23 protein-coding genes are annotated in these 21,115 nt (G+C 66.9%); 10 read left to right on the top strand and 13 right to left on the bottom strand.

Annotated elements, in window-relative coordinates:
- Positions 1-55 precede the first annotated feature (55 nt).
- From ACYVB7_RS15010 to ACYVB7_RS14990, 5 genes are all read right to left on the bottom strand, one after another.
- Positions 56-1,321, bottom strand: a complete 1,266-nt coding sequence (locus tag ACYVB7_RS15010) for a thiolase family protein (protein WP_460509159.1) — start codon at positions 1,319-1,321, stop codon at positions 56-58.
- A 30-nt stretch (positions 1,322-1,351) separates the two neighbouring features.
- Positions 1,352-3,295, bottom strand: coding sequence for a feruloyl-CoA synthase (locus ACYVB7_RS15005; protein ID WP_460509157.1), 1,944 nt, complete (start codon positions 3,293-3,295; stop codon positions 1,352-1,354).
- Positions 3,296-3,347: 52 nt separating this feature from the next.
- Positions 3,348-4,124, bottom strand: a complete 777-nt coding sequence (locus ACYVB7_RS15000) for a crotonase/enoyl-CoA hydratase family protein (protein WP_460509155.1) — start codon at positions 4,122-4,124, stop codon at positions 3,348-3,350.
- Between the two features lie 191 nt (positions 4,125-4,315).
- On the bottom strand, positions 4,316-5,746 hold the full coding sequence (locus ACYVB7_RS14995; RefSeq protein WP_460509320.1) for an MFS transporter: 1,431 nt from the start codon (positions 5,744-5,746) through the stop codon (positions 4,316-4,318).
- 68 nt (positions 5,747-5,814) lie between these two features.
- Complete coding sequence (locus tag ACYVB7_RS14990) at positions 5,815-6,117, bottom strand: ATPase with chaperone activity (RefSeq protein WP_460509153.1); 303 nt, start codon at positions 6,115-6,117, stop codon at positions 5,815-5,817.
- A gap of 114 nt (positions 6,118-6,231) precedes the next feature.
- Between ACYVB7_RS14990 and ACYVB7_RS14985 the strand changes: the two genes are divergently transcribed.
- Both ACYVB7_RS14985 and ACYVB7_RS14980 read left to right on the top strand, forming a co-directional pair.
- Positions 6,232-6,483 carry a PepSY domain-containing protein gene (locus ACYVB7_RS14985; protein ID WP_460509150.1) on the top strand — a complete coding sequence of 84 codons (252 nt, stop codon included), beginning with the start codon at positions 6,232-6,234 and terminating at the stop codon, positions 6,481-6,483.
- A 16-nt stretch (positions 6,484-6,499) separates the two neighbouring features.
- Positions 6,500-7,039 carry a cytochrome b/b6 domain-containing protein gene (locus tag ACYVB7_RS14980; RefSeq protein WP_460509148.1) on the top strand — a complete coding sequence of 180 codons (540 nt, stop codon included), beginning with the start codon at positions 6,500-6,502 and terminating at the stop codon, positions 7,037-7,039.
- 6 nt (positions 7,040-7,045) lie between these two features.
- Here ACYVB7_RS14980 and ACYVB7_RS14975 read toward each other — a convergent pair whose 3' ends face one another.
- Positions 7,046-7,231 (bottom strand): hypothetical protein, encoded by a 186-nt coding sequence (locus ACYVB7_RS14975; protein WP_460509146.1) that lies wholly within the window; start codon positions 7,229-7,231, stop codon positions 7,046-7,048.
- Between the two features lie 42 nt (positions 7,232-7,273).
- Here ACYVB7_RS14975 and ACYVB7_RS14970 point away from each other — a divergent pair, with 42 nt between their 5' ends.
- Complete coding sequence (locus tag ACYVB7_RS14970) at positions 7,274-8,269, top strand: helix-turn-helix transcriptional regulator (RefSeq protein ID WP_460509143.1); 996 nt, start codon at positions 7,274-7,276, stop codon at positions 8,267-8,269.
- A gap of 59 nt (positions 8,270-8,328) precedes the next feature.
- On the opposite strand, the gene ACYVB7_RS14965 is transcribed toward ACYVB7_RS14970, so the two are convergent.
- Positions 8,329-9,231: a LysR substrate-binding domain-containing protein gene (locus ACYVB7_RS14965; protein WP_460509141.1), complete on the bottom strand. Its 903-nt coding sequence runs from the start codon at positions 9,229-9,231 to the stop codon at positions 8,329-8,331.
- A gap of 143 nt (positions 9,232-9,374) precedes the next feature.
- On the opposite strand from ACYVB7_RS14965, the gene pobA reads away from it, so the two are divergent.
- From pobA to ACYVB7_RS14940, 5 genes are all read left to right on the top strand, one after another.
- A complete protein-coding gene (pobA, locus tag ACYVB7_RS14960) occupies positions 9,375-10,589 on the top strand; it encodes a 4-hydroxybenzoate 3-monooxygenase (protein WP_460509138.1) in 1,215 nt (404 codons plus the stop codon).
- 10 nt (positions 10,590-10,599) lie between these two features.
- Complete coding sequence (locus tag ACYVB7_RS14955) at positions 10,600-11,304, top strand: substrate-binding domain-containing protein (protein ID WP_460509136.1); 705 nt, start codon at positions 10,600-10,602, stop codon at positions 11,302-11,304.
- Positions 11,305-11,361: 57 nt separating this feature from the next.
- Positions 11,362-12,390: an amidohydrolase family protein gene (locus tag ACYVB7_RS14950; RefSeq protein WP_460509319.1), complete on the top strand. Its 1,029-nt coding sequence runs from the start codon at positions 11,362-11,364 to the stop codon at positions 12,388-12,390.
- A gap of 299 nt (positions 12,391-12,689) precedes the next feature.
- Complete coding sequence (gene ligK, locus ACYVB7_RS14945) at positions 12,690-13,373, top strand: 4-hydroxy-4-methyl-2-oxoglutarate aldolase/4-carboxy-4-hydroxy-2-oxoadipate aldolase (protein ID WP_460509134.1); 684 nt, start codon at positions 12,690-12,692, stop codon at positions 13,371-13,373.
- Positions 13,374-13,417: 44 nt separating this feature from the next.
- Entirely contained in the window at positions 13,418-14,395 is a 978-nt protein-coding gene (locus ACYVB7_RS14940) for an NAD(P)-dependent oxidoreductase (RefSeq protein ID WP_460509132.1), read from the top strand.
- A gap of 16 nt (positions 14,396-14,411) precedes the next feature.
- On the opposite strand, the gene ACYVB7_RS14935 is transcribed toward ACYVB7_RS14940, so the two are convergent.
- The 4 genes from ACYVB7_RS14935 to ypfH all read right to left on the bottom strand — a co-directional run bounded on the left by ACYVB7_RS14935 (position 14,412) and on the right by ypfH (position 18,499).
- Positions 14,412-17,063, bottom strand: a complete 2,652-nt coding sequence (locus ACYVB7_RS14935; RefSeq protein WP_460509130.1) for an HD domain-containing protein — start codon at positions 17,061-17,063, stop codon at positions 14,412-14,414.
- A 49-nt stretch (positions 17,064-17,112) separates the two neighbouring features.
- A complete protein-coding gene (locus tag ACYVB7_RS14930; protein ID WP_460509128.1) occupies positions 17,113-17,529 on the bottom strand; it encodes a type II toxin-antitoxin system VapC family toxin in 417 nt (138 codons plus the stop codon).
- The gene (locus ACYVB7_RS14925) at positions 17,529-17,783 is read right to left on the bottom strand and encodes a FitA-like ribbon-helix-helix domain-containing protein (RefSeq protein WP_460509126.1); all 255 of its coding nucleotides are present in this window, start codon (positions 17,781-17,783) and stop codon (positions 17,529-17,531) included. The genes ACYVB7_RS14930 and ACYVB7_RS14925 overlap by 1 nt, the downstream gene beginning before the upstream one ends.
- Positions 17,784-17,854: 71 nt before the next feature.
- Positions 17,855-18,499, bottom strand: a complete 645-nt coding sequence (ypfH, locus tag ACYVB7_RS14920) for an alpha/beta hydrolase family protein (protein WP_460509123.1) — start codon at positions 18,497-18,499, stop codon at positions 17,855-17,857.
- Positions 18,500-18,544: 45 nt separating this feature from the next.
- Here ypfH and ACYVB7_RS14915 point away from each other — a divergent pair, with 45 nt between their 5' ends.
- Entirely contained in the window at positions 18,545-19,069 is a 525-nt protein-coding gene (locus ACYVB7_RS14915) for a glutaredoxin family protein (protein ID WP_460509120.1), read from the top strand.
- Between the two features lie 39 nt (positions 19,070-19,108).
- Here ACYVB7_RS14915 and ACYVB7_RS14910 read toward each other — a convergent pair whose 3' ends face one another.
- Both ACYVB7_RS14910 and ACYVB7_RS14905 read right to left on the bottom strand, forming a co-directional pair.
- Entirely contained in the window at positions 19,109-19,639 is a 531-nt protein-coding gene (locus tag ACYVB7_RS14910; protein WP_460509117.1) for a GNAT family N-acetyltransferase, read from the bottom strand.
- Positions 19,636-19,938 (bottom strand): putative quinol monooxygenase, encoded by a 303-nt coding sequence (locus ACYVB7_RS14905; protein ID WP_460509115.1) that lies wholly within the window; start codon positions 19,936-19,938, stop codon positions 19,636-19,638. Before ACYVB7_RS14905 ends, ACYVB7_RS14910 begins: the two co-directional genes overlap by 4 nt.
- 250 nt (positions 19,939-20,188) lie before the next feature.
- Between ACYVB7_RS14905 and ACYVB7_RS14900 the strand changes: the two genes are divergently transcribed.
- Positions 20,189-21,115, top strand: coding sequence for an amidohydrolase family protein (locus ACYVB7_RS14900; protein WP_460509113.1), 927 nt, complete (start codon positions 20,189-20,191; stop codon positions 21,113-21,115).

Raw genomic sequence — 21,115 nt, 5'->3', positions numbered from 1 at the left:
GCGCTTTCAAATAAAGCGCAAGATGCCAAAAAAGCTTTGAATTTCCGCCCCACCATCAAACTGCGGACGGGTTTTCCAGCAGCAGGGCAATGCCCTGGCCGCCGCCGATGCAGGCCCCGCAGATGCCGTAGCGCTGGCCGCTGCGGCGCAGCTCGCGCGCCAGCGTCAGCGTCAGGCGCACGCCGGTGCAGGCCAGCGGGTGGCCGATGGCAATGGCCCCGCCGTTGACGTTCAGGCGGCTGAGGTCCATGCCCAGTTCGCGGCCCACCGACAGGGTCTGGGCACCCTGGGCTTCGTTGATTTCGAAGCGGCCAATGTCGTCCATCGTCAGCCCCGTGCGCTCCAGCAGCAGGCGGATGGCCGGTGCCGGGCCGATGCCCATGATTTCCGGCGGCACACCGGCCACCGCCGCGCCCACCACGCGGGCGGCAGCGGTCTTGCCTTCGGCCCGCAGGTAGGCCCCGGACACCACCACGCTGGCGGCAGCCCCGTCCACCAGGGCGGAGCTGTTGCCCGCCGTCTGCACGCCCCCGGCGTTGACCGGGCGCAGCTTGGCCAGCACCTCCACCGGCGACACGCGCGGGTGGGTGTCGGCGGCCACCTCGGCAACCTTGCCCGCCAGCTTGATGCCACGGGTGTGGTAGCCCGCCAGCTCGAACGACTCGGTGACCACGGGCACGATTTCCTCGGCAAAGTGGCCCGCGGCCTGGGCGGCCACGGCCTTGGCGAACGAGGCGCTGGCGAACTGGTCCACCTCCTCGCGGGTGATGCCGTACTTCTTGGCCAGGTTCTCGGCGGTCTGGATCATGTCGATGCCCGCGGTGGAATCGAACAGCGCCTCCCACAGGTAGTCCTTGAAGCCCACGGGCGCCCCCAGCTTGAAGCCGGTGCGGTGCTCGAAGGCGCAAATGGGGTTGCGCGTCATGCTCTCGGCGCCCACCACCAGGGCGGCGTCGGCCAGCCCGGCCTGGATTTGCTCGCCCGCCTGGCGGAACAGCTCGAACCCGGTGCCGCAGATGCGCTGCGACATGAGGGCCGGCACCTCGATGGGCACCCCGGCGTACAGCCCGATGTGGCGCGGCAGCATGTACTGCTCGTAGTCGCCGGGGGCCATGTTGCCCGCCAGCACGGTGCCGATGTGCTCGCCCGGCACGGCGTTGCGGCTGAGGGCGGCGCGGGCCACCTTGATGCCCAGGTCGGTGGGCGAAATGTGGCCCAGCGCACCGCAGTAGTCCACCATGGGGGTGCGGTAGCCGTCGAGCATCCAGATGTCGTCAAAGGCGTTGAAGTGGCCTTTGCGGGGGGCGGCGGGAGCGGTCATGTCAGCGGGTCTTTCGAAGAGGGAACAAACTCAGGCCGCACGGGGCTTGAGGATGTGGTGCAGCGCATCGGCGTGCAGGCGTTCCACCGTGTCGGCCCTGTGCGCCAGCACGGCGCGCTGGTTGATGGAGCCCTTGTCGGTGATCTCGCCGCGGTCGATGGTGGGCGGGTCGCCCAGCAGGCACAGGCGGGCAATGCGGTTGGCACTGCCGGTGGCGGTGCGGGCCAGTTCGTCCACCACGGTCTGGAAGTGGGCCAGCACCGGGGCGCTTTCCAGCACGTCGTGGATGGAGGCGTCCGCCCCCAGGCCGCTGAGCTGGCGCACCAGCGGCGTGGGGAACACCATGGCGCCCACCTCTTTCAGGTTCAGGCCGGTGAGCACCACGTCCTGCACGTAGGGGGCGCCCGCGGCAATGACCTTGGCGCGCAACGGACCCACGCTGACAAAGGTGCCGGTGGCCAGCTTGAAGTCTTCGGCAATGCGGCCATCGAACTTCAGGCCCAGGTGCACGTCGGTCTCGTCGATCCACTTGACCGCGTCGCCCGAGCAGAAGAAGCCTTCCTCGTCAAACGCCTCGGCCGTGTCCTTGGGGGCACGCCAGTAGCCGGGGGTGACGTTGGGGCCGCGGTAGCGCAGCTCGGTCTTGCCGTCCACGTCCACCAGCTTGATCTGCAGGCCCGCGCAGGGCACGCCCAGGTCACCCGCACGCACGTTGGGGTTGGTGACGTACAGGCCGAAGGGGCCGGTTTCGGTCATGCCCAGGCCCGAGGTCATGACGATGCGCTGGCCAATCTCCTGCTCCTCGCTCTCGTACAGGCTGTCCCAGATGGGCTGGGACAAGGCGGCCCCGGCGTAGAAGAACATCTTCACCCGCGACAACAGCGTGCGCCGCAGGGTGCGGCCTTCGTCGGTGTCGGCCTTCATGGCGTTGGCAATGGCCTCGAAGCCGGTGGGCACGTTGAAGTACACCGTGGGCGCCACCTCGCGCAGGTTGCGCAGCGTCTCGCCCACCGCGGCGGGCGTGGGCTTGCCGTCGTCGATGTACAGCGTGCCGCCGTGGTAGATCACCATGCCGAAGTTGTGGTTGCCGCCAAAGGTGTGGTTCCAGGGCAGCCAGTCCACCAGCACCAGGGGCTGTTCGGCCAGCACGGGCATGGACTGGGCCATCTGCTGCTGGTTGGCGCACCACATGCGCTGGGTGTTGATGACGGCCTTGGGCAGCTTGGTGGAGCCGCTGGTGAACAGGAACTTGGCCACCGTGTCCGGCCCGGTGGCGGCCATGGCCGCGTCCACCTGGGGGGTGTCGGGGGTGGCGGCCAGGTCGGCAAACGCGGTGCTGGCCACGCCGTCCACCGTGCCGTTGACCAGCACCACCTCCACCCCGGCCTGCTGGGTGGCGGCAATGGCCTTGCCGTAGCGGTCGGCGTCGGAGGCGAACACCATGCCCGGCGTGACGGTGCGCAACACATGGCGCAGCTTGTCGTAGTCGGTGGACACCAGCGAGTACGCGGGCGAGGTGGACACATACGGCACCCCGGCCACCAGACAGGCCACGGCCAGCAGCGCGTGTTCAATGCTGTTTTCGCTGAGGATGACCACCGGGCGCTCCACGTTCAGCCCGCGGTCGATCAGGCCCTGCGCCAGGCGGCGCACCAGGGGCCATGCCTGGCCGTAGGTGAGCTTGCGCCAATCGCCCGTGCCGCCTTGGGGCAGCGGCTCCCGGCGGGCGATCCACACCCGGTCGGGGTCGGTCTGCACCCACTGGCAGAAGCGGTCGGTCAGGCGCTCGGGGTAGGGTTTGAGGGCCTGCTCGGCCTGCAGGTAGTGGACGCCGTTTTGCCCGTCGCGCAGCGTGACCCGCTTGACGCCAAAGGCCAGCGGGCGAAACGGAGAAGGCGCGGGTGCGGGCTGGGGCGCAGGCTCGGCTGCGGACGCCGCGGGGGCGGCCATGGCGGTGGCAAGGGTCGGGCTCATGCGTGTCTCCTGTCTCTGTTTTTTGTGGGGCGGGCGGGGTTGGCCCGGGCCTTCAGCCCTTTTGCACCTTGGCGGCCTTGCCGTCCAGGAAGGCCTGGACGCGGGCCTTGGCCTCGGGGGCGGACTGGGTGATGGCGGAAATCAGGGCCTCGGTGAAGAAGCCGTGGTCTGCGGGCTGGTCGGCAATGCGCGGCAGCGCGTGCATCAGCGCATAGTTGGTCAGCGGGGCGTTGGTGGCGATGCGCTGGGCCAGTTCCAAAGCCTTGGCAAAGGCTTCGCCCGCGGGCACCACGTACTGCGACAGGCCGATGCGCTCGCCCGCCTCGGCGTCGTACACGCGGCCGGTCAGCATCATGTCGGTCATGCGGGCCACGCCAATCAGCTTGGGGATGCGCACCGAACCGCCGCCGCCCACAAAAATGCCGCGGGTGCCCTCGGGCAGGCCGTAGAAAGTGGTGGCATCGGCCACGCGGATGTGGCAGGCGCTGGCCAGCTCCAGCCCGCCGCCCACCACCGCACCGTGCAAGGCCGCCACCACGGGCACCGGGCCGTGTTGCACCAGGTCCAGCGCCGCATGCCACATGCGCGAGTGGTGCATGCCCTGACCGGCGTCGCGCTCTTTCAGCTCCGACAGGTCCAGGCCGGCACAGAAGTGCTCGCCCTCGCCGTCGATCACGGCGGCACGGGCCTCGGGCGGCAGGTTGGCAAAGGTGTCGCGCAGGCCTTGCACCAAGGCGTCGCTGATGGCGTTGCGCTTGGCCGGACGGGTGATGCGGACCACGGCGACGGCGCCCACCATCTCCATCTGAATGTCTTGTGTCGGGTTCATGTTGCTCCTCGTGTTGGAACAAATTATGGTTATGACTCATAACCAAAACAAGACTTCATGAAGTGGATTTCATCGGTGTTTTCCCTGTACCCGGTCGGCACCCATGTGGGCGAAACAGGCGGCAAAACACCGTGGGGCGTGGACGATCTTCGCCCCGCCGATGGGCGCGCATGGCGCGACGGCGCCGCCGCTCAGCCCTGGCGCGGCGCCCGCATGCGGTGCGCGGCCCCCATGGCCAGCACGCACAACAGGGCCAGCATCAGAAACGTCTCGTGGAAGGCGGCCATGCGCCCTTCGCCCGGCAGGCCCGCGGCGGCCGGGCTCACCAGCGTGGCCCCGTGGGCCGCCAGCCGCCACTCCAGCACAATGCCGCACAGGCTCACGCCCACCGCCCCGCCCAGCATGCGGGTGAAGCTGACCACGCTGGCCCCCGCTGGGATGTCGCCCTTGTGCAGGTCACGCAAGGCCACCAGGTTGAGGGAGGACAGGATCATCCCCAGCCCCACGCGCCCCAGCACCGACCAGGCCACCAGCTCCGCCACCACCCAGCCGTTGGCCGGGGGGGCCAGGGTGATCATCAACGCGAACGACGCCGCCAGCAGCAGCAGGCCCAGGGTCACCATGCGCTCGGGCAAGCGGTCGGCCAGTCGGCCCGACAGCGCCAGCGTGGCGGCCAGCACCAACCCGGCGGGCAACAGGATCAAGCCCACCGACGACGCCGACATGCGCAACCCCATTTGCAGGTACACCGGAATGAGGTAGGTGGAGCCGAACAGCGCGGTGCCGTAGATGACGGCCACCACATTGCCCATGGCAAACGCCCGCACCGCAAACAGGGCGGGCGGAATCAGCGGCTGCACCAGGCCCTGATGGGCGTTGGCCCGCCGCGCCAGCCGGTGCTGCCACCACACAAACACCGCCAGACAGGCCGCCGCCATCCCGCCCAGCACCAGGGCCTCGGCAGGCCCGCCCTGGCGCACATGCACCAGCGCATTGAGGAGCCCCAGCGACCCCAGCGTGACCAGCACCAAGCCCTTCACGTCCAGGTGCCCGGCGTCACGCCCCGCCGCCACCCCGCCCGGGGCCGAAACCGGTACATACCGCTGCCCCAGCCACAGCGAGGCCACACAGAACGGCACCACCATGAAGAAGATGGAGCGCCACCCGAACCAGTCCACCAGCAAGCCGCCCACGCTGGGGCCGATGGCCGGGGCCAACACCACGCCCATGCCAAAAATGCCACTGGCCCGCCCCCGCTCGTCGGGCCCGAAGGCCCGCAGGATGATGATGGCCGGGATGGGCTGCACCACGCCCGCCGCCAGGCCCTCGGCCACGCGCGCGGCCAGCACCAGCGGGTAGGCCTGGGCCAACCCGCCCACCACGCCACCGGCCAGCAGCAACAGCATGCAGGCGGCATAGGTGCGGCGGTAGCCAAAGCGGCCCAGCAGCCACGGCGTGGTCAGCATGGACACGGTCATGGCCGCCATGAAGCCCGAGGTGACCCACTGCGCCCGGTCCTGCCCCAGCGTGAAATGGCGGCTCAGGTCCGGGATGGCCACGTTCACGATGGTGGACGACATGACCGAGGCCATGGTGCCCACCATCACCGCGAACAGCAGCATCCAGCGGTAGCGCGGGCCATGGCGGGCCGACAGCGCGGCCAGCGATCCGTCGTCCGTCGTTGCCACGCTCACCCTTCCAGCAACTCGGCCAGGCGGCGCGCCACCCAGGTGGCCTCGTCCGGGGTCAGGCCGCTGTCGGGGCTTTGCAGCCCTTGCGACAGGCTGTGCACCACGTCGCTGTGGGCCACGCCCAGGCGGTCGCGGTGCATGCAGGCGGGCTCCACCAGCATCTGTGCGGTGTCTTCACACAGCTCGTAGCGGGCCAGGATGTGGGCCCAGGGTTCGGTGGGCTTGAGCCGCCCGGGCGGGGTGAACAGCGCCACGAACGATTCGGGCACCCGCACTTGACTGTCGGGATGGGGGGTGTGCATGGCCGTCATCATGCCGTTGAAACGATGTCCCCCGGGCTTAATGGGTGCTTCAGCTTCATTCCGTTCAATCCCTCCACCAGCAGTTGCTGGGAACACTCCACAAGGAAGCTTGTCATGAAATCGATTGTTGTCTCCGCTGCTTTGCTCGCCGTTGCCGGCATGGCCTTCGCTGAACCCGCTTGCAATGCCCCCAAGGACAAGTGGATTCCCGAAGCCCAGTTCAAGAAAACAGCCGAAGACCAGGGCTACCAGATCAAGACCTTCAAGATCAACAAAGGCCAGTGCTACGAAATCTACGGCGTGAAAGACGGCAAGAAAGTCGAGCACTTCTTTGACCCCGCCACCGGCGCCCGCGTGACCCAATAACCCGCCCCACTGAGCGATGAACCCAAAAGATCTGAATGACACCCAGCGCCCCGTCTGGGACCTGTTTGTCCGCATCTTCCATTGGACGCTGGTCGGTTGTGTGCTGCTCAACTACGTCGTCCTGGAAGAGGGGGAAACACCCCACCAGTGGGTCGGCTATCTGGCCTCGACCCTGGTGATGGCACGGATCGTCTGGGGGTTCATCGGCTCACGCCATGCCCGCTTTTCCGACTTCTTTCCAACGCCCTCGCGCCTGAAACACCACGTGCGCGCCATGCTCACCCGCCAGCCCGACCACCACTGGGGCCACAACCCCCTGGGCGCGATGATGATGCTGCTGCTGATGTCGCTGGTGCTGTCGCTCGGCGTCACCGGCTGGATGCAAGGCACCGACGCCTACTTTGGCGAAGAGTGGTTGCAGGAACTGCATGAACTGCTGGCCAACACCCTGGTGCTGTCGGCGGGCTTGCACGCCATGGCCGCACTGGTCATGGGCCGCATCGAGCGCACCCGCCTCATCAAGGCCATGGTCACCGGCGTGAAGGAACGGTACTGAGCGGCCTCAACGCCCGCAGCGGTCGCCCGACCGTTGCCGCCGCTGGTAGGCAGGCACCTGCCAGCTGGGCACCGGCCCCGACACCGTGGGCCGCCCCGCCCCCGACGGAGCCACCCCAGGTGTGGTGCGCCAGCCCGACACCCATTTCTGAATCCACTGCTTGACCATGTCTTGCTCCTTGCGTGAGGCCATGGACCGACGTTAAGGTGCTTGCGTATCAAAATCCGATACGCCATGACCGACATCGACCGCCTCTACCGCTACAAAAGCCTGCTCACCAGCCGCCACGCCGTGCCCACGGCGGAGCTGATGGACCGCCTGGGCATTTCCATCGCCACCCTCAAGCGCGACATGGCGCAGCTGCGCGAGCGCCTCAACCTGCCCGTGGTGTACGACCGGGCACTGGGCGGCTACCGCCTGGCCCCCGACCACGGGCGCAAGGAGTTGCCTGGCCTGTGGCTCACGCCCGACGAACTGGTGGCCCTGGCCACCTTGCAGCATGTGCTCAGCGGTTTTGCCCCCGGTGTGCTGGCCGACAAACTGGGACCGCTGAAGTCGCGCCTGGCCCACCTGCTGCACGACGTGGACGTGGACAGCGCCCGCCTGGCCGAACGCATCCGCCTGGTGCAGGCCGGGCAGCGCCGCCTGCCACCCGCCGCCTTCGAGGCCGCGGCCACCGCCACCCTGGGGCGGCTGAAGCTGCGCGTGACCCACCACAACCGCGAAACCGACCAGACGCTGGAGCGCGTGCTGTCACCCCAGCAACTGGTGCACTACCGCGACAACTGGTACCTGGACGCCTGGTGCCACCTGCGCGAGGGCTTTCGCAGCTTTGCGGTGGACGCCATGACCCACGCCCGCGTGTTGCCCGACGAACCCGCGCTGGACATGGACCCCGCCACCCTGCAACAGGCCACCCAGGCCAGCTACGGCATCTTCAGCGGTGCGCCGCAGGCGGTGGCGGTGCTGCACTTCAGCGCAGCGCGGGCGCGCTGGGTCAGCGGCGAGGTGTGGCACCCCGAGCAGACCAGCACCTGGCTGGCCGATGGCCGCTACCAGCTCAGCGTGCCCTACAGCGACGACCGCGAACTGCTGGGCGACATCCTGCGCCACGGCCCGCACTGCGTGGTGGCCTCGCCCCCGGCACTGCGCGACAAGGCCCGCGCCGCGCTGGCACAGGCACTGGTGGCGTATGTGGGCCCTGCAGGTGAAGCGGGCGATGCGGCCTGAACCCGCTGAGAATTCAACACTTTTTTGGCACCCAGCGCTTTATATAAAAGCGCAAGCAGCTACATTTTTTGTAGTAACGTCTGCCGAATCAACTCCGCCGTGGTCTGCTGCGTGAGCGTGGCCGGGCGCACCGAGCTGACGGCCAGGCACAACCGGGTGTGCAGCCCCGGGCTGACGATGGAGCGCAGCTGGTAGGCCGAGGGGCGCACGCAGCTCTCCACCGCGTTGCGCGGCAGCAGGGCGGCCCCCAGGCCGTCGGCCACCAGGTCCAGGATGGCCTGCACACCGTCGATTTCCAGCGCCACGTTCATGCGGCAGCCGACGGCGGCCATCTCGGTCTCGATGTGGGCGCGCATGGCGTTGGGCCGGGTGGGGATGACCAGCGGCAGCGCCGCCACCTCGGCCAGTGACAACGGCCCCGGAGGCGGGTCTTCGGCCAAGCCGGGCTGGCGGCGCTGCACCAGGAACAGCTCTTCCTCGCACAGCGGGCGGATGTCCAGCTCCGCCGTGGTGCCGGCGTTGTACAGCACGGCCAGGTCCAGCCGCCCTTCGGCCAGCCAGCTTTGCATCTGCACCGACAGCCCCTCGCTGATGGACAGCTGCGCCTCGGGCAACTGGACGCGAAAGGCCCGCGTCAACGGCACGGTGAGCACCCGAGCCAGGCTGGGCGGCAGGCCAATGGCCACGCGCCCCGCCAGCCCGCCACGGGCGCTGGCCATGTCTTCCCGCGCCCGGGCCACCTGGTGCAGGATGCCGCGCCCATGGTCCAGCAGGCGCAGCCCCGCCTCGGTGGGCACCGCCCCGCGCCCGTTGCGCACCAGCAGGCTTTGGCGCAGGTCCACCTCCAGCATGCGCACCAGGCGCGACAGCGCGGGCTGCGTGGTGCCCAGCAACTGCGCCGCCCGGGTGAAGCTGCCCAGCTCGGCCACGCGCACAAAACCTTCGATCTGCTTGAAGTCCATGGGGGTCTCCGGGGGCTGGCCCCAGGGTCCGCGGGGCTTGAGTTATGCAAAAGCATGCTAACAGCTATCCACGCCATCGGCTTTACGCATGACTGGCCGCTGCCCACAATCGCCGCCAACCCCAGCTCTTCCCCTTTGCCGTCATGACCCAAACCATTCGCACCCAAGTCGCCATCGTGGGCGCGGGCCCCTCCGGCCTGCTGCTCGGCCAACTGCTGTACAAGGCTGGCATTGATGCCGTCATCGTCGAGCGCCAGACCGGCGAGTACGTGCTCAGCCGCATCCGCGCCGGGGTGCTGGAGCAGGTGTGCATCGACCTGATGGACGAAGCCGGTGTGGGCGAACGCATGCACCGCGAGGGCCTGGTGCACGGTGGTTTTGACATGCTGTTCAACGGCCAGCGCCACCGCATCGACATGAACGCGCTCACCGGCGGCAAAAACGTCATGGTGTACGGCCAGACCGAGGTGACCCGCGACCTGATGGACGCCCGTGCCGCCGCGGGCCTGCCCACGCTGTACAGCGCCAGCGACGTGGCGGTGCACGACTTCGACACCGACCACCCCCGCGTGACCTGCACCCACAACGGCCAGGCGGTGGAGATCCACGCCGACTTCATCGCCGGGTGCGACGGCTTCCACGGCGTGTGCCGCGCCAGCGCCCCGCGCAGCGCCATCCAGGAGTTTGAAAAGGTCTACCCCTTCGGCTGGCTGGGCCTGCTGTCCGACACCCCGCCGGTGCACGAAGAACTGATTTACGTGAACAGCCCCCGCGGCTTTGCCCTGTGCAGCCAGCGCAGCAAAACCCGCAGCCGCTACTACCTGCAAGTGCCGCTGACCGACCGCGTGGAAGAGTGGACCGACGACGCCTTCTGGCAAGAACTGAAGCACCGCCTGGACCCCGAGGCCGCCGAGGCGCTGGTGACCGGCCCCTCCATCGAGAAAAGCATTGCCCCGCTGCGCAGCTTCGTGACCGAGCCCATGCGTTTTGGCCGCATGTTCCTGGCGGGCGACGCCGCCCACATCGTGCCGCCCACCGGGGCCAAGGGCCTGAACCTGGCCGCCACCGACGTGAAATACCTCAGCAGCGCCCTCATCGAGTTCTACAAGGAACGCAGCCAGGCTGGCATTGACACCTACTCCGAGCGCTGCCTGCGCCGGGTGTGGAAGGCCGAGCGCTTTTCGTGGTGGTTCACCTCGCTCATGCACCAATTCCCGGGTGACGAGCGCATCACGCAAAAATTCCAGATCGCCGAGCTGGAATACCTGATCCACTCCGAATCCGGCTCCCGCAGCATTGCCGAAAACTACGTGGGCCTGCCGCTGGACTTTGGCACCGCCGACCTGGACGCCACCTGAACACCACCCCATGAACACCGCCCTGCCCCCCCTGCTCAAAGGCATTTCCTCCATGGCCACCCGGGCCTTGCTGGCCGACCTGACGGCGGCCTTCGAAGCCCAGACCGGCGCGAAAGTGGCCATTGAATCGGTGGGGGGCGTGGACGCCGCCCAACGCGTGGCCGCAGGCGAGGCGCTGGACCTCGTGCTGCTGGCCAGCGACGCGCTGGACAAGCTCATGGCCGCGGGCCACGTGCAGCCGGGCCGGGTGGACTATGTGCACTCCCCCGTGGCCGTGGCCGTGCCCGCCGGGGCCCCGCTGCCCGACATCGGCAGCGAAGCCGCGCTGAAGGCCGCCGTGCAGGCCGCCCCCACCATCGGCTACAGCACCGGCCCCAGCGGCGGCCACCTCATGCGCCTGTTCGAACGCTGGGGCCTGGCCTCCGAACTGGCCAGCCGCACCGTGCAGGCCCAACCCGGCGTGCCCGTGGGCCGCCAGGTGGCCAACGGCGAAGTGGCGCTGGGCTTTCAGCAACTGAGCGAACTCAAAGACCTGCCCGGCATCACCGTGGTGGGCCTGCTGCCGCCCGACTGCGCCTTCATCACCACCTTCAGCGGCTGCGTGGCCAGCACCAGCGTGCGGGCCGACGCCGCCCGGGCCTTCCTGGCCTTCCTCAACACGCCCGACACCGCCGCCATCAAACAACGCCACGGCATGACCCCGGTCGGGGCCTGAGCCTTTCCCTCCTTTTTTCTGAGCGAGCCCACCATGCCCCAAGCCAACGGTTCCCCCATCGTCATCGACTGCCACGGCCACTACACCACCGCGCCCAAGGCGCTGGAGGCCTGGCGCAACCAGCAAATTGCCAGCCTCCAAGACCCCTCGGTCAAGCCCAAGGTGGCCGACCTGAAGATCAGCGACGACGACATCCGCGAAACCATCCTGGGCAACCAGCTCAAGTTGATGAAGGAACGCGGCAACGACATGACGCTGTTCAGCCCCCGCGCCAGCTTCATGGCCCACCACATTGGCGACTTTGAGGTGAGCAGCACCTGGGCCGCCATCTGCAACGAGCTGTGCTTTCGCGTGAGCGAGCTGTTCCCCGAGCACTTCGTGCCCGTGGCCATGCTGCCGCAAAGCCCCGGCGTGGACCCCGCCACCTGCATCCCCGAGCTGGAAAAGTGCGTGAAGGAATACGGCGCGGTGGGCATCAACCTCAACCCCGACCCCAGCGGCGGCCACTGGACCAGCCCCCCGCTGACCGACAAGCACTGGTACCCCATCTACGAAAAAATGGTGGAGCACGACCTGCCCGCCATGATCCACGTGAGCACCAGCTGCAACGCCTGCTTCCACACCACCGGCGCGCACTACCTCAACGCCGACACCACGGCGTTCATGCAGCTGATTCAGGGCGATTTGTTCAAGGACTTCCCCACGCTGAAGTTCCTCATCCCCCACGGCGGCGGCGCCGTGCCCTACCACTGGGGCCGCTTCCGTGGCCTGGCACAGGAGATGAAGAAACCCCTGCTGGAAGAGCACCTGATGAACAACGTGTTCTTCGACACCTGCGTGTACCACCAGCCCGGCATCAACCTGCTCAACACCGTCATTCCGGTGAAGAACGTGCTGTTTGCCAGCGAGATGATCGGCGCAGTGCGCGGCATCGACCCGCAAACCGGCCACTACTACGACGACACCAAGCGCTACATCCAAGCCTGCCCGCAGTTGAGCGACGCCGACCGCGCCCAGATCTTCGAAGGCAACACCCGCCGCGTGTTCAGCCGCCTGGATGCGCGGTTGAAGGCTCGCGGGGTTTGACTCGCTTGTGTGCACCATGAGGCAGGGGCAAGGCCGGGGCCGGGTGACTGCAGCGACCGCCTGCGGCGGCTCCCTTGCGATGCTCGGTCGGCAGGGCACGGTCTGCGAACTCGCTTCGCTCAAACAAGCAGACCTGTCCGCGCAGTGCGCGGACACCCTGCCGCCCTGCGCTTCTCAGCGCTGCAGACACCCGGCCCCGGCCTTGCCCCTGCCTCATGCGGGCCACTTTTCCTTAGACAAAATCACCGTCTAGCGCTTTTTATAAAAGCGCAAGCAGCTATCACTTCAGGAGCATTGCCATGTTTGAACTGGGCGTCTGTTACCGCAACATCACCCGCGCCGACCGCGCTGCCGCCGATGGTCTGGCCGCCTTGGGCAGCGCCACCGTGCACGAAGCCATGGGCCGCGTGGGCCTGCTCAAGCCCTACATGCGCCCCATCTACCCCGGCCAGCAGGTCTCGGGCACGGCGGTGACCGTGCTGCTGCAACCCGGCGACAACTGGATGATGCACGTGGCCGCCGAGCAGATTCAGCCCGGCGACATCGTGGTGGCCGCCGTCACCGCCGAATGCACCGACGGCTACTTTGGCGACCTGCTGGCCACCAGCTTCATGGCCCGCGGCGCACGCGCCCTGGTCATCGACGCCGGGGTGCGCGACGTCAAGACCCTGCAAGAGATGGGCTTTCCCGTGTGGAGCAAGGCCATCAGCAGCAAAGGCACCATCAAGGCCACGCTGGGCTCGGTCAACATCCCCGTGGTGTGCGCGGGCATGCTGGTCACCCCCGGTGACGTGATCGTGGCCGACGACGACGGCGTGGTCTGTGTGCCCGCGGCACGAGCCGTCGAAACCCTGGCCGCCGCGCAAAAGCGCGAAAGCTTCGAAGGCGAAAAACGCGCCAAACTGGCCGACGGCGTGCTGGGGCTGGACATGTACAACATGCGCCCCGGCCTGGAAAAAGCCGGGTTCCGCTACATTGATTGAAGCTGCCTGCGCTTGCAGCAAAAGCGCCAGAGGCCATTTTGACCATGAACGCCAGCGCCGTTGACCCTGCCGCCCATCCCGCCGCCCACTTCACCCCCTTCGGCACCATCGGCCTCATCGGCTACGGCGAAGTGGGCCGCATCCTGGCCGAAGACCTCCGCGCCCAGGGCCATGCCGTGGCCGCCTTCGACCTAAAGCTGGACGATCCGGCCCAGGCCCCCGCGCTGCACGCCCACGCCAGCGTCCACGGCGTGACCCTGGCGGCCAGCCATGCCGAACTGGCCGCCGGGGCCGACCTGGTGGTGAGCGCCGTCACCGCCAGCCAGACCGAAGCCGTGGCCCAGGCCGCTGCGCCGGGGTTGCGCCGCGGGGCGTTTTTTCTGGACTTCAACTCCGCCTCGCCCCTGGCCAAGCAACGCGCCGCTGCCGTGGTGAACGCCACAGGAGCGCGGTACGTGGAAGGCGCGGTCATGACCAGCGTACCACCCCACCGCATCCGCGTGCCGCTGCTGCTGGGCGGTGCCCATGCCGCCGAGCTGTGCCCACGGCTCAACGCCCTGGGTTTTGCCAGCCGCGTGGCCAGCCCACAACTGGGCGTGGCCAGCGCCACCAAGATGTGCCGCAGCGTCATGATCAAAGGGCTGGAGGCCATGGTGATTGAAAGCCTGACCACCGCCCGCCACTACGGCGTGGAAGACGCCGTCATCGCCAGCCTGTACGAAACCTTCCCCGGCGTGGACTGGGAAAAGCAGGCCGCCTACTTCTTCCAGCGCGTGATCGAACATGGCCGCCGCCGCAGCGAAGAAGTGCGCGAGGTGGCCGAAACCGTGCGCGACGCGGGCCTGACGCCCTGGAGCGCCAGCGGCACCGCCCAGCGCCAAGCCTGGGTGGCCGACCTGGCCGACGCCGGGGTGTTTGGCGCGAAGGGCGAGGCGGGGTTTGCCCGAAGTGCCGATTGGCGGACTGAGGCGGATCGGGTGTTGGGGTGGGTGGAGGCAGACGCTCAGCGGCCCAAAGCTTGAGCGTGGACCTTGGGCCTCATGTGGCCGACTCCCCTCGCGGCACTTTGTAAATGACGTCCACGTGCCGCACGATGTCCACACCCTGCACGGTCCCGATAACCTTCTCCTGGCCTGTCTCCAGCACACAGTCGGGCCAGGCGGCATTCACAACATCTTCAAATATCTGATCCGGTCGCCGAGCGCCCTCACCCAGCAGCGACCACGGCCAATGATCGGAGGCAGCGTCGACACCGACGCCTGCGTCACGGATAAAACCATTGATGGGAGTGCCCACGATGACGGAAAACACGTGGTCATTCAGCTCCAGATAGTCGTGAAACTCACTCCGTCGAACGTTATCCTCATCCGGGTCATGAGAACATCCCTCCTCATCCAGCACCCAAATTTCACTCCTGTCGTTGAGCTCCGACCTCAGTCGATTTGCGGACCAAGCATCTTTGCCATGCTTGACAACCAGCAACTCGCCCGACGTGGCTCCTAGCGCGAGCAAGCGGGCACTTCGTTTCCAGGTCACCTCATTTGAGACGCACAGCTTGTTCGCCTGGTCCTCGGCCCATTGAGTCAATGCAAGGCCGTCAACGGTTGGAATGGAAGCACTTCTGTCCAGACGGTCCACTTGCTGCCCCACAACGATGCCCGCAAGACCATCGATGGGGCCACCGTAGATCCCCTTCACCGTGACAACGCCAGTCTGCACGCCAAAGATGCTGTCACTGTGTTCTACCACCGCGCACCGTCCGTAAACGACGCCATCCGGTCCCGTGATCAGTGACAGATTGTTCCTGGCCACGGCGGCATCATCGGTCGCCAATGACAAAAACAAAAGCGGTGAGCCTGGGGCTATCCGCTCAAGAAGACGGTCCGGGGGTATGGTTTGCCAATCGTCCGCCGCCACCGTTTTGATCTTGGGTTGACCCGGCTCCTGGGTATAGACATCAACAGCCAACGCAGGCACCAGTGCTCCGACCACTTGGCCGAGTGACAAGGCCATGGTTCTCTGGTGGCGGCCTCGTCTGAGCTGAAAGTAGTGTGTTTTGATTTGAAGCAGCCTCTCCTTGTCCGTCAGGCACACCGAAACCCGCGTGCCGGGCCGTGTGAGCCTTTCGGCGTCGGTCGGGGGCCTGAGGCTGGGGCGTGAAGCCAAGCCCTGTGGAAACTCCAAAACCCACTGGGATGCGTTTGTTCCCGTTTCAGCCTGCTGGCGGTAGGTTGTCACCTTGACAGACGTTCCCAGCATGAAGACCGAAAAGAACCCGATGCCAAATCGCCCCACCGCTTCAAATCCGGCGGTGGCCAAACCCGGCCATTCCTTGCGCAACGCAGCGTCCTGCCAAAGCGAGCGGCCAAAGTCCAGCAGCACGTGAGTCAACACGTAACGGCTCATGCCGATGCCGGTGTCGGTGACGTGCAGCCAATCTTCGCCGTCCCGCGCTTCCAACTGGACGGTGATGGAACCTTCATGGGGCTCCAGCATCTCCAGTGCACGGCTGGCCATCACGGCGTCCCGGGCGTTTTGGAGCAACTCGCGCAGCGCCAGCCGAGGGTCATCGCCATACAGTTGCGCGCCCCCAAAACGCTCCACCACCGAACGGACATCGCCGATGCGCAAAGATGCATCCACGGGGTGCCACCCTTCTGTCGGCACGGTTCGCGCAAACGATTCCGGACTGCGAGCCCCTGCCACCTCTCTGGCCGCCAGCCGGTCCAGTCCGTGGTCCCTCAACAAATGGTCTGCTGCTGACAACTCCCTGTCGGCCAAACAGGCGGCGTCGTAGGCCAGCCACCAAGCGTCTTGCTCTGCCATGGGGAATGGGCTGCTGGACAACACCAACGCCTGTCTGGCTGCGTCGCAGTGCGGCTGGTGCAAACGGGCTTGAAACCGCCAGTGTTCCAACGAAACGCCCGTAGGCTGGTTCAACGCCAACAAGAAACGGGGAGCCCGTTTGGCGTCGATGTGCGCCGCATCTGCCACGCGCAACAACACGGCCACCTTCAACAAGTTCACCGTCCACGAGGCTGGCGACAGGCACGCGGGTGCCGTGACGATGTTGTTTGCAAAAGCCTCCAGCTCGTGAGGGCTGAACCAATGGCTTTCCGCCACCTGCCCCATCACGGCCCCAAATGCTTCACGCAACTCGTCGTGCGGCAGCAAATGCAGGGTGTTGCCTTGGCCATCGGGCCATTGGGCAAATGGCAACTTGCGCGCCTGCTTGGGGTGAAGGACACGCAAGGTATCGAACAGCAGTTGCTGGAACGCCTTGCTCCCTTCCGTCAACGCTGCGTCAACCAAGCCGCGTTGCGCAACGGTGTCTCGCCACTCGGGTGTCGCTCTCAGTTCAGCAATTCCCCCAGGGAAAGCAGCCCGGCAATGCGCGGCGTCATGCAGCAAGAACGCGCCGCCCAACACAAACGCCTCGGCGGGGTTCAAGAGATGGTCGGGGCCCGCAATCTCCGAGGCAACCCGCCACAGCGCGTCCACGTGGGTGATGTCGTGAAGCGTGAGATCAGGGATCTCCCTCTGAATGTGGGTCAGCAGCAGGCCAACCCGCTCTCGAAAAGCCCGGTAGGCATCCGCCAGCTTGTGGCGCGGGGCGTCCAAGCCATCCGACTTTGGCCCAAAGGCGGATTTCCACAAGGATGACTGTTCATATTCGTTGTGCTGGCTCACTTGTCACTCCCTCTTCACGTCAGCTTCATGGCCCCTGGGGGCCGAACGCTCACCCCCACGGGTTCACCACCGCCAGCCCGGCAATCTGCTCAAAGTCCGCCGTGTTTCGCGTGGCCAGCGGCAACCCGTGCGCCAAGGCCACGGCGGCAATCTGTGCATCTTCGACGCTGATGGGGCGGCCCATTCGGGTCCTGCTGGAGACGATGCGGGCATAGTGGCTGGCGGCCACATCGTCAAACGGCAGGCATCGGCCTGCAAAGTCTTCATCCAACATGGCTTGCGCGGCCCGCGCCAATGCCTGTTGACGTTTGCCCGCAGGCATCAGCGCCAAGCCCAGCTCGATTTCTGCCCGGCTCACGGCGCTGGTACACAAACGGCTGGCGTCTTGGGCATCCAACCACGCCACCACCTGTGGGGCGGGCTGCGGTCGCATGAACTCCGACAGCACATTGGTGTCGAGCAGCATCAGGCACCCTCGGTCCATTGGGGCGGGGTGCGCACAGTCTGTCGCTCAGGCAGTGCGAAGTCGGCGGTGGCCGCTTGGGCAAACCGAGTCAACAAACGTTGCCCCATGGGCTCAGGGGCTGCACCTGCACGGGCCAGCGCATCGCGCAGGATGCGGCGGGCTTCTTCTTCCATGGACACCCCATGTTGTGCGGCACGGATGCGAAGCTGGGTTTTGAGGGCGTCGTCCACGTTGCGGATGGTCAATGCGGCCACGGCAAACTCCATTGATGGCAATGATTGCATTGTATGCATTGCCATCAATCAACACCACATTCAACCGACGCTCACTCCGCACCCAACCTGCGGGCCATGGCCGCAGCCACCCGGGCATCAATGCCGTGGCCCAGGCCCGCAAAGCGTTCCAGGGTGGTGTCTGCACCCAGGGTGCGCAGCTCTCGCTCGGCGGCTTCGGCCAGGGTGATGGGCATCACGCCATCCTGCTCGCCGTGCATCAGGTGCACGGTGGTGCCTTGGGGGGCGCGGCGGGGCGCTTGGGCAAACCGCCCGGCCATGGCGATCACACGGCGGGCCAGTGGGGTGTCGTCCGTCTGCTGTGTGGACTCCAACGCCATGATGGCGCCCTGCGAAAACCCGATGAGGGTGGTGCCTTGTGAGCCCACGCCGGTTTGGCATTGCCAGTCGCGCACACGTTGCACAAACAGGGGCATGGCGGTGGCCACACGCTCGGGGCGGTTGATGTCGGTCACCCCCTGCACCGAGAACCACTGCCAGCCCTGCCCCAGGTCGCTGCGGTGCGGCGAGCGCACGCTCACCACCCAGGCCTGGGGCCTTTGCGCCGCCAGCATCTGGCCCAGCGGGGCCAAGTCTTCGGCGCTGGAGCCCACACCGTGGAACAGCAGCAGCAACTCGGCATCGAGGGCGGTGGCGTTGGCCGCGGCGGGGCGTTGGAGGATCAAATCGGCTTGCATGGGCGCTCCTGCGATCACTGAGGCCCATGAAGCTACCATGGCGGCATGCGTTGTGCTGCCGTCCTCCTCATGCTGCCCCGGGCGCTGGCCCTGGGGGTGGCGCTGACCGCCATGGGCATGGTGGGCACGATCAGCGCCCAAACCACCACCACGCTGTACAAGACCGTGGGGCCAGACGGCAAGGTGTCGTACACCGACCGCCCCGACCCCCATGCGGCCAAGAGCCAGACCCTGTCCTTCAACCACCTGCCCGCCAGCCCGCTGTCGGCAGAAACCGTGGCCTACATCGAGCAGCTTCAAAAGTCGGGGCAGCAGCGTGAGGCGCAGGCCGCGCTGGGTGATGTGGTGCTGTTTTCCGCGCCGTGGTGCGGGCACTGCAAAAAGGCCAAGAGCCATTTGGCACGCCAGCAGGTGGCGTACCGTGAGTTCAACATCGACACCCCGCAGGGCAAGGCGGCATATGCACAGGCGGGCGGCAAGTCGGGCGTGCCCTTCCTGGTGGCCCGGGGCCAGCATGTGCTGGGTTACTCGGCGTCGGCCTACGACGCGTTGCTCGGCAAGGTGCGCTGAGGGCTGAAGGCGAGCCCGGGCGCCCTCAGCCCATCCCCTTCACCCATCCACTGGCTGCGCCGGCGTGTCCAGCAGCAGTTGGTAAAACGCCAGATCCAGCCAGCGGCCGAACTTGAAGCCCACCTGCGGCAGCGTGCCCACATGCCGAAAACCCAGGCGCTCGTGCAGGGCCAGGCTGCCGGTGTTGGTGGCGTCGATGGCGCCCATCAGGGCATGCAGGTCGCGCTGGCGGGCGGCGTCGATCAGCTCCATCAAGATGGTTTTGCCCAGGCCCCGGCCACGGTGGTCCTTGTGCACGTACACCGAGTGTTCCACCGTGTACTTGAAGGCGGGAAACGCCCGAAACGGCCCGAAGCTGCCAAAGGCCAGCAATTGGCCCGCGTCGTCCTCCAGGCCCACCACGGGGTACTGGCCTTTTTCCTTGGCGGCAAACCAGGCGGCCATGCCCTCCAGGGGGCGCGGCTGGTAGTCGTACAGCGCGGTGGAGTGGACGATGGCGTCGTTGAAGATGTCCAAAATGGCTTGGGCGTGCCGCTCGTGCGTGCAGTCCACCAGGTGGGGGCGGGTCATGGGGTTCTCCGGATGGGTTCGGCCTGATAGAGGTTCATCTGCGGCGGGGCCTCGCCCAGTTCGGCCATGGCACGCGCAAACTGCCGGGAGGCGTCCACCTGGAAGTGGGCTTGCAAGGCGGCCATGTCGCGCCAGCGTTCCACAAACACGAAGCGCAGCGGTTGTTGCACGTCGCGGCTCACCTCGTGGGAGAGGCACCCGGGCTCGGCCCGGGAGCGTTCGACGTGTTCCACCACCAGCTGTGCCACGGCGTGTTCCGTGTCTGGGCGGGCGATGACATGGCCTGTCACGATGATCATGGGGACCTCTTTCTTGGGATGGGGATGATGGCACCGGTCATGGGAGAACGATGTCGCGTTGTGCACAAAAGCGGTCTGCCACCTGCCCGAGTGACCCGCCCGAGTCACCCGCCTGGCGACACGGGAGGGCTCCTGAGCCCAAGCGCAAGCCATCCAAAATCCGCATACCAGCTAGTGGTGTCATGCCAATAGGCAAGAGGGGCTGGCCTTCTGACAATCGGCCATCTTCCCAACGACACCCTTTCTGGTCATGCACACCACTGGACCCTTCGACAAAACCCCCGGCTGGCTGGATTGGTTCAACGGCCCCAGCCAGCCGCGCTTTCAGTTGCCCGCCGGGGCGGTGGACGCCCACTGCCACGTGTTCGGGCCCGGGGCCGAGTTTCCCTACGCCACGGAACGCAAATACACCCCCGGCGACGCCAGCAAACACCAGCTGTACGCCCTGCGCGACCACCTGGGCTTTGCCCGCAACGTGGTGGTGCAGGCCACCTGCCACGGGGCCGACAACCGCGCCATGCTGGACGCCTGCGCCAGCAGCGGTGGCAAGGCCCGCGGCGTGGCCACGGTGCGCCGCAGCGTCACCGACGACGAACTGCAGGCCATGCACGCCGCCGGGGTGCGCGGGGTGCGCTTCAACTTCGTCAAGCGGCTGGTGGACTTCACCCCCAAGGACGAGTTGATGGAGATTGCAGGCCGCATCGCCAAGCTGGGCTGGCATGTGGTCATCTACTTCGAGGCGGTGGACCTGCCCGAGCTGTGGGACTTTTTCACCAGCCTGCCCACCACCGTGGTGGTGGACCACATGGGCCGCCCCGACGTGAGCAAACCTGTGGACGGCCCGGAGTTCGAGCTGTTCCTGAAGTTCATGCGCCAGCACCCCAACGTGTGGAGCAAGGTGAGTTGCCCCGAGCGGCTTTCGGTCACCGGCCCCAAGGCGCTGAACGGTGAACAGGCCGCCTACCAGGACGTGGTGCCCTTTGCCCGCCGCGTGGTGCAGGAGTTCCCCGACCGCGTGTTGTGGGGCACCGACTGGCCCCACCCCAACCTGAAGGACCACATGCCCGACGACGGCCTGCTGGTGGACTTCATCCCCCACATCGCCCCCACGGCAGAGCTGCAGCAAAAGCTGCTCGTCACCAACCCCATGAAGCTTTACTGGCCGGAGGAAGTCTGA

The organism is Hydrogenophaga soli (assembly GCF_054777695.1).
The sequence above is the reverse complement of the archived record's forward strand: the minus strand, read 5'-3'. Positions and strand labels throughout refer to the sequence as shown.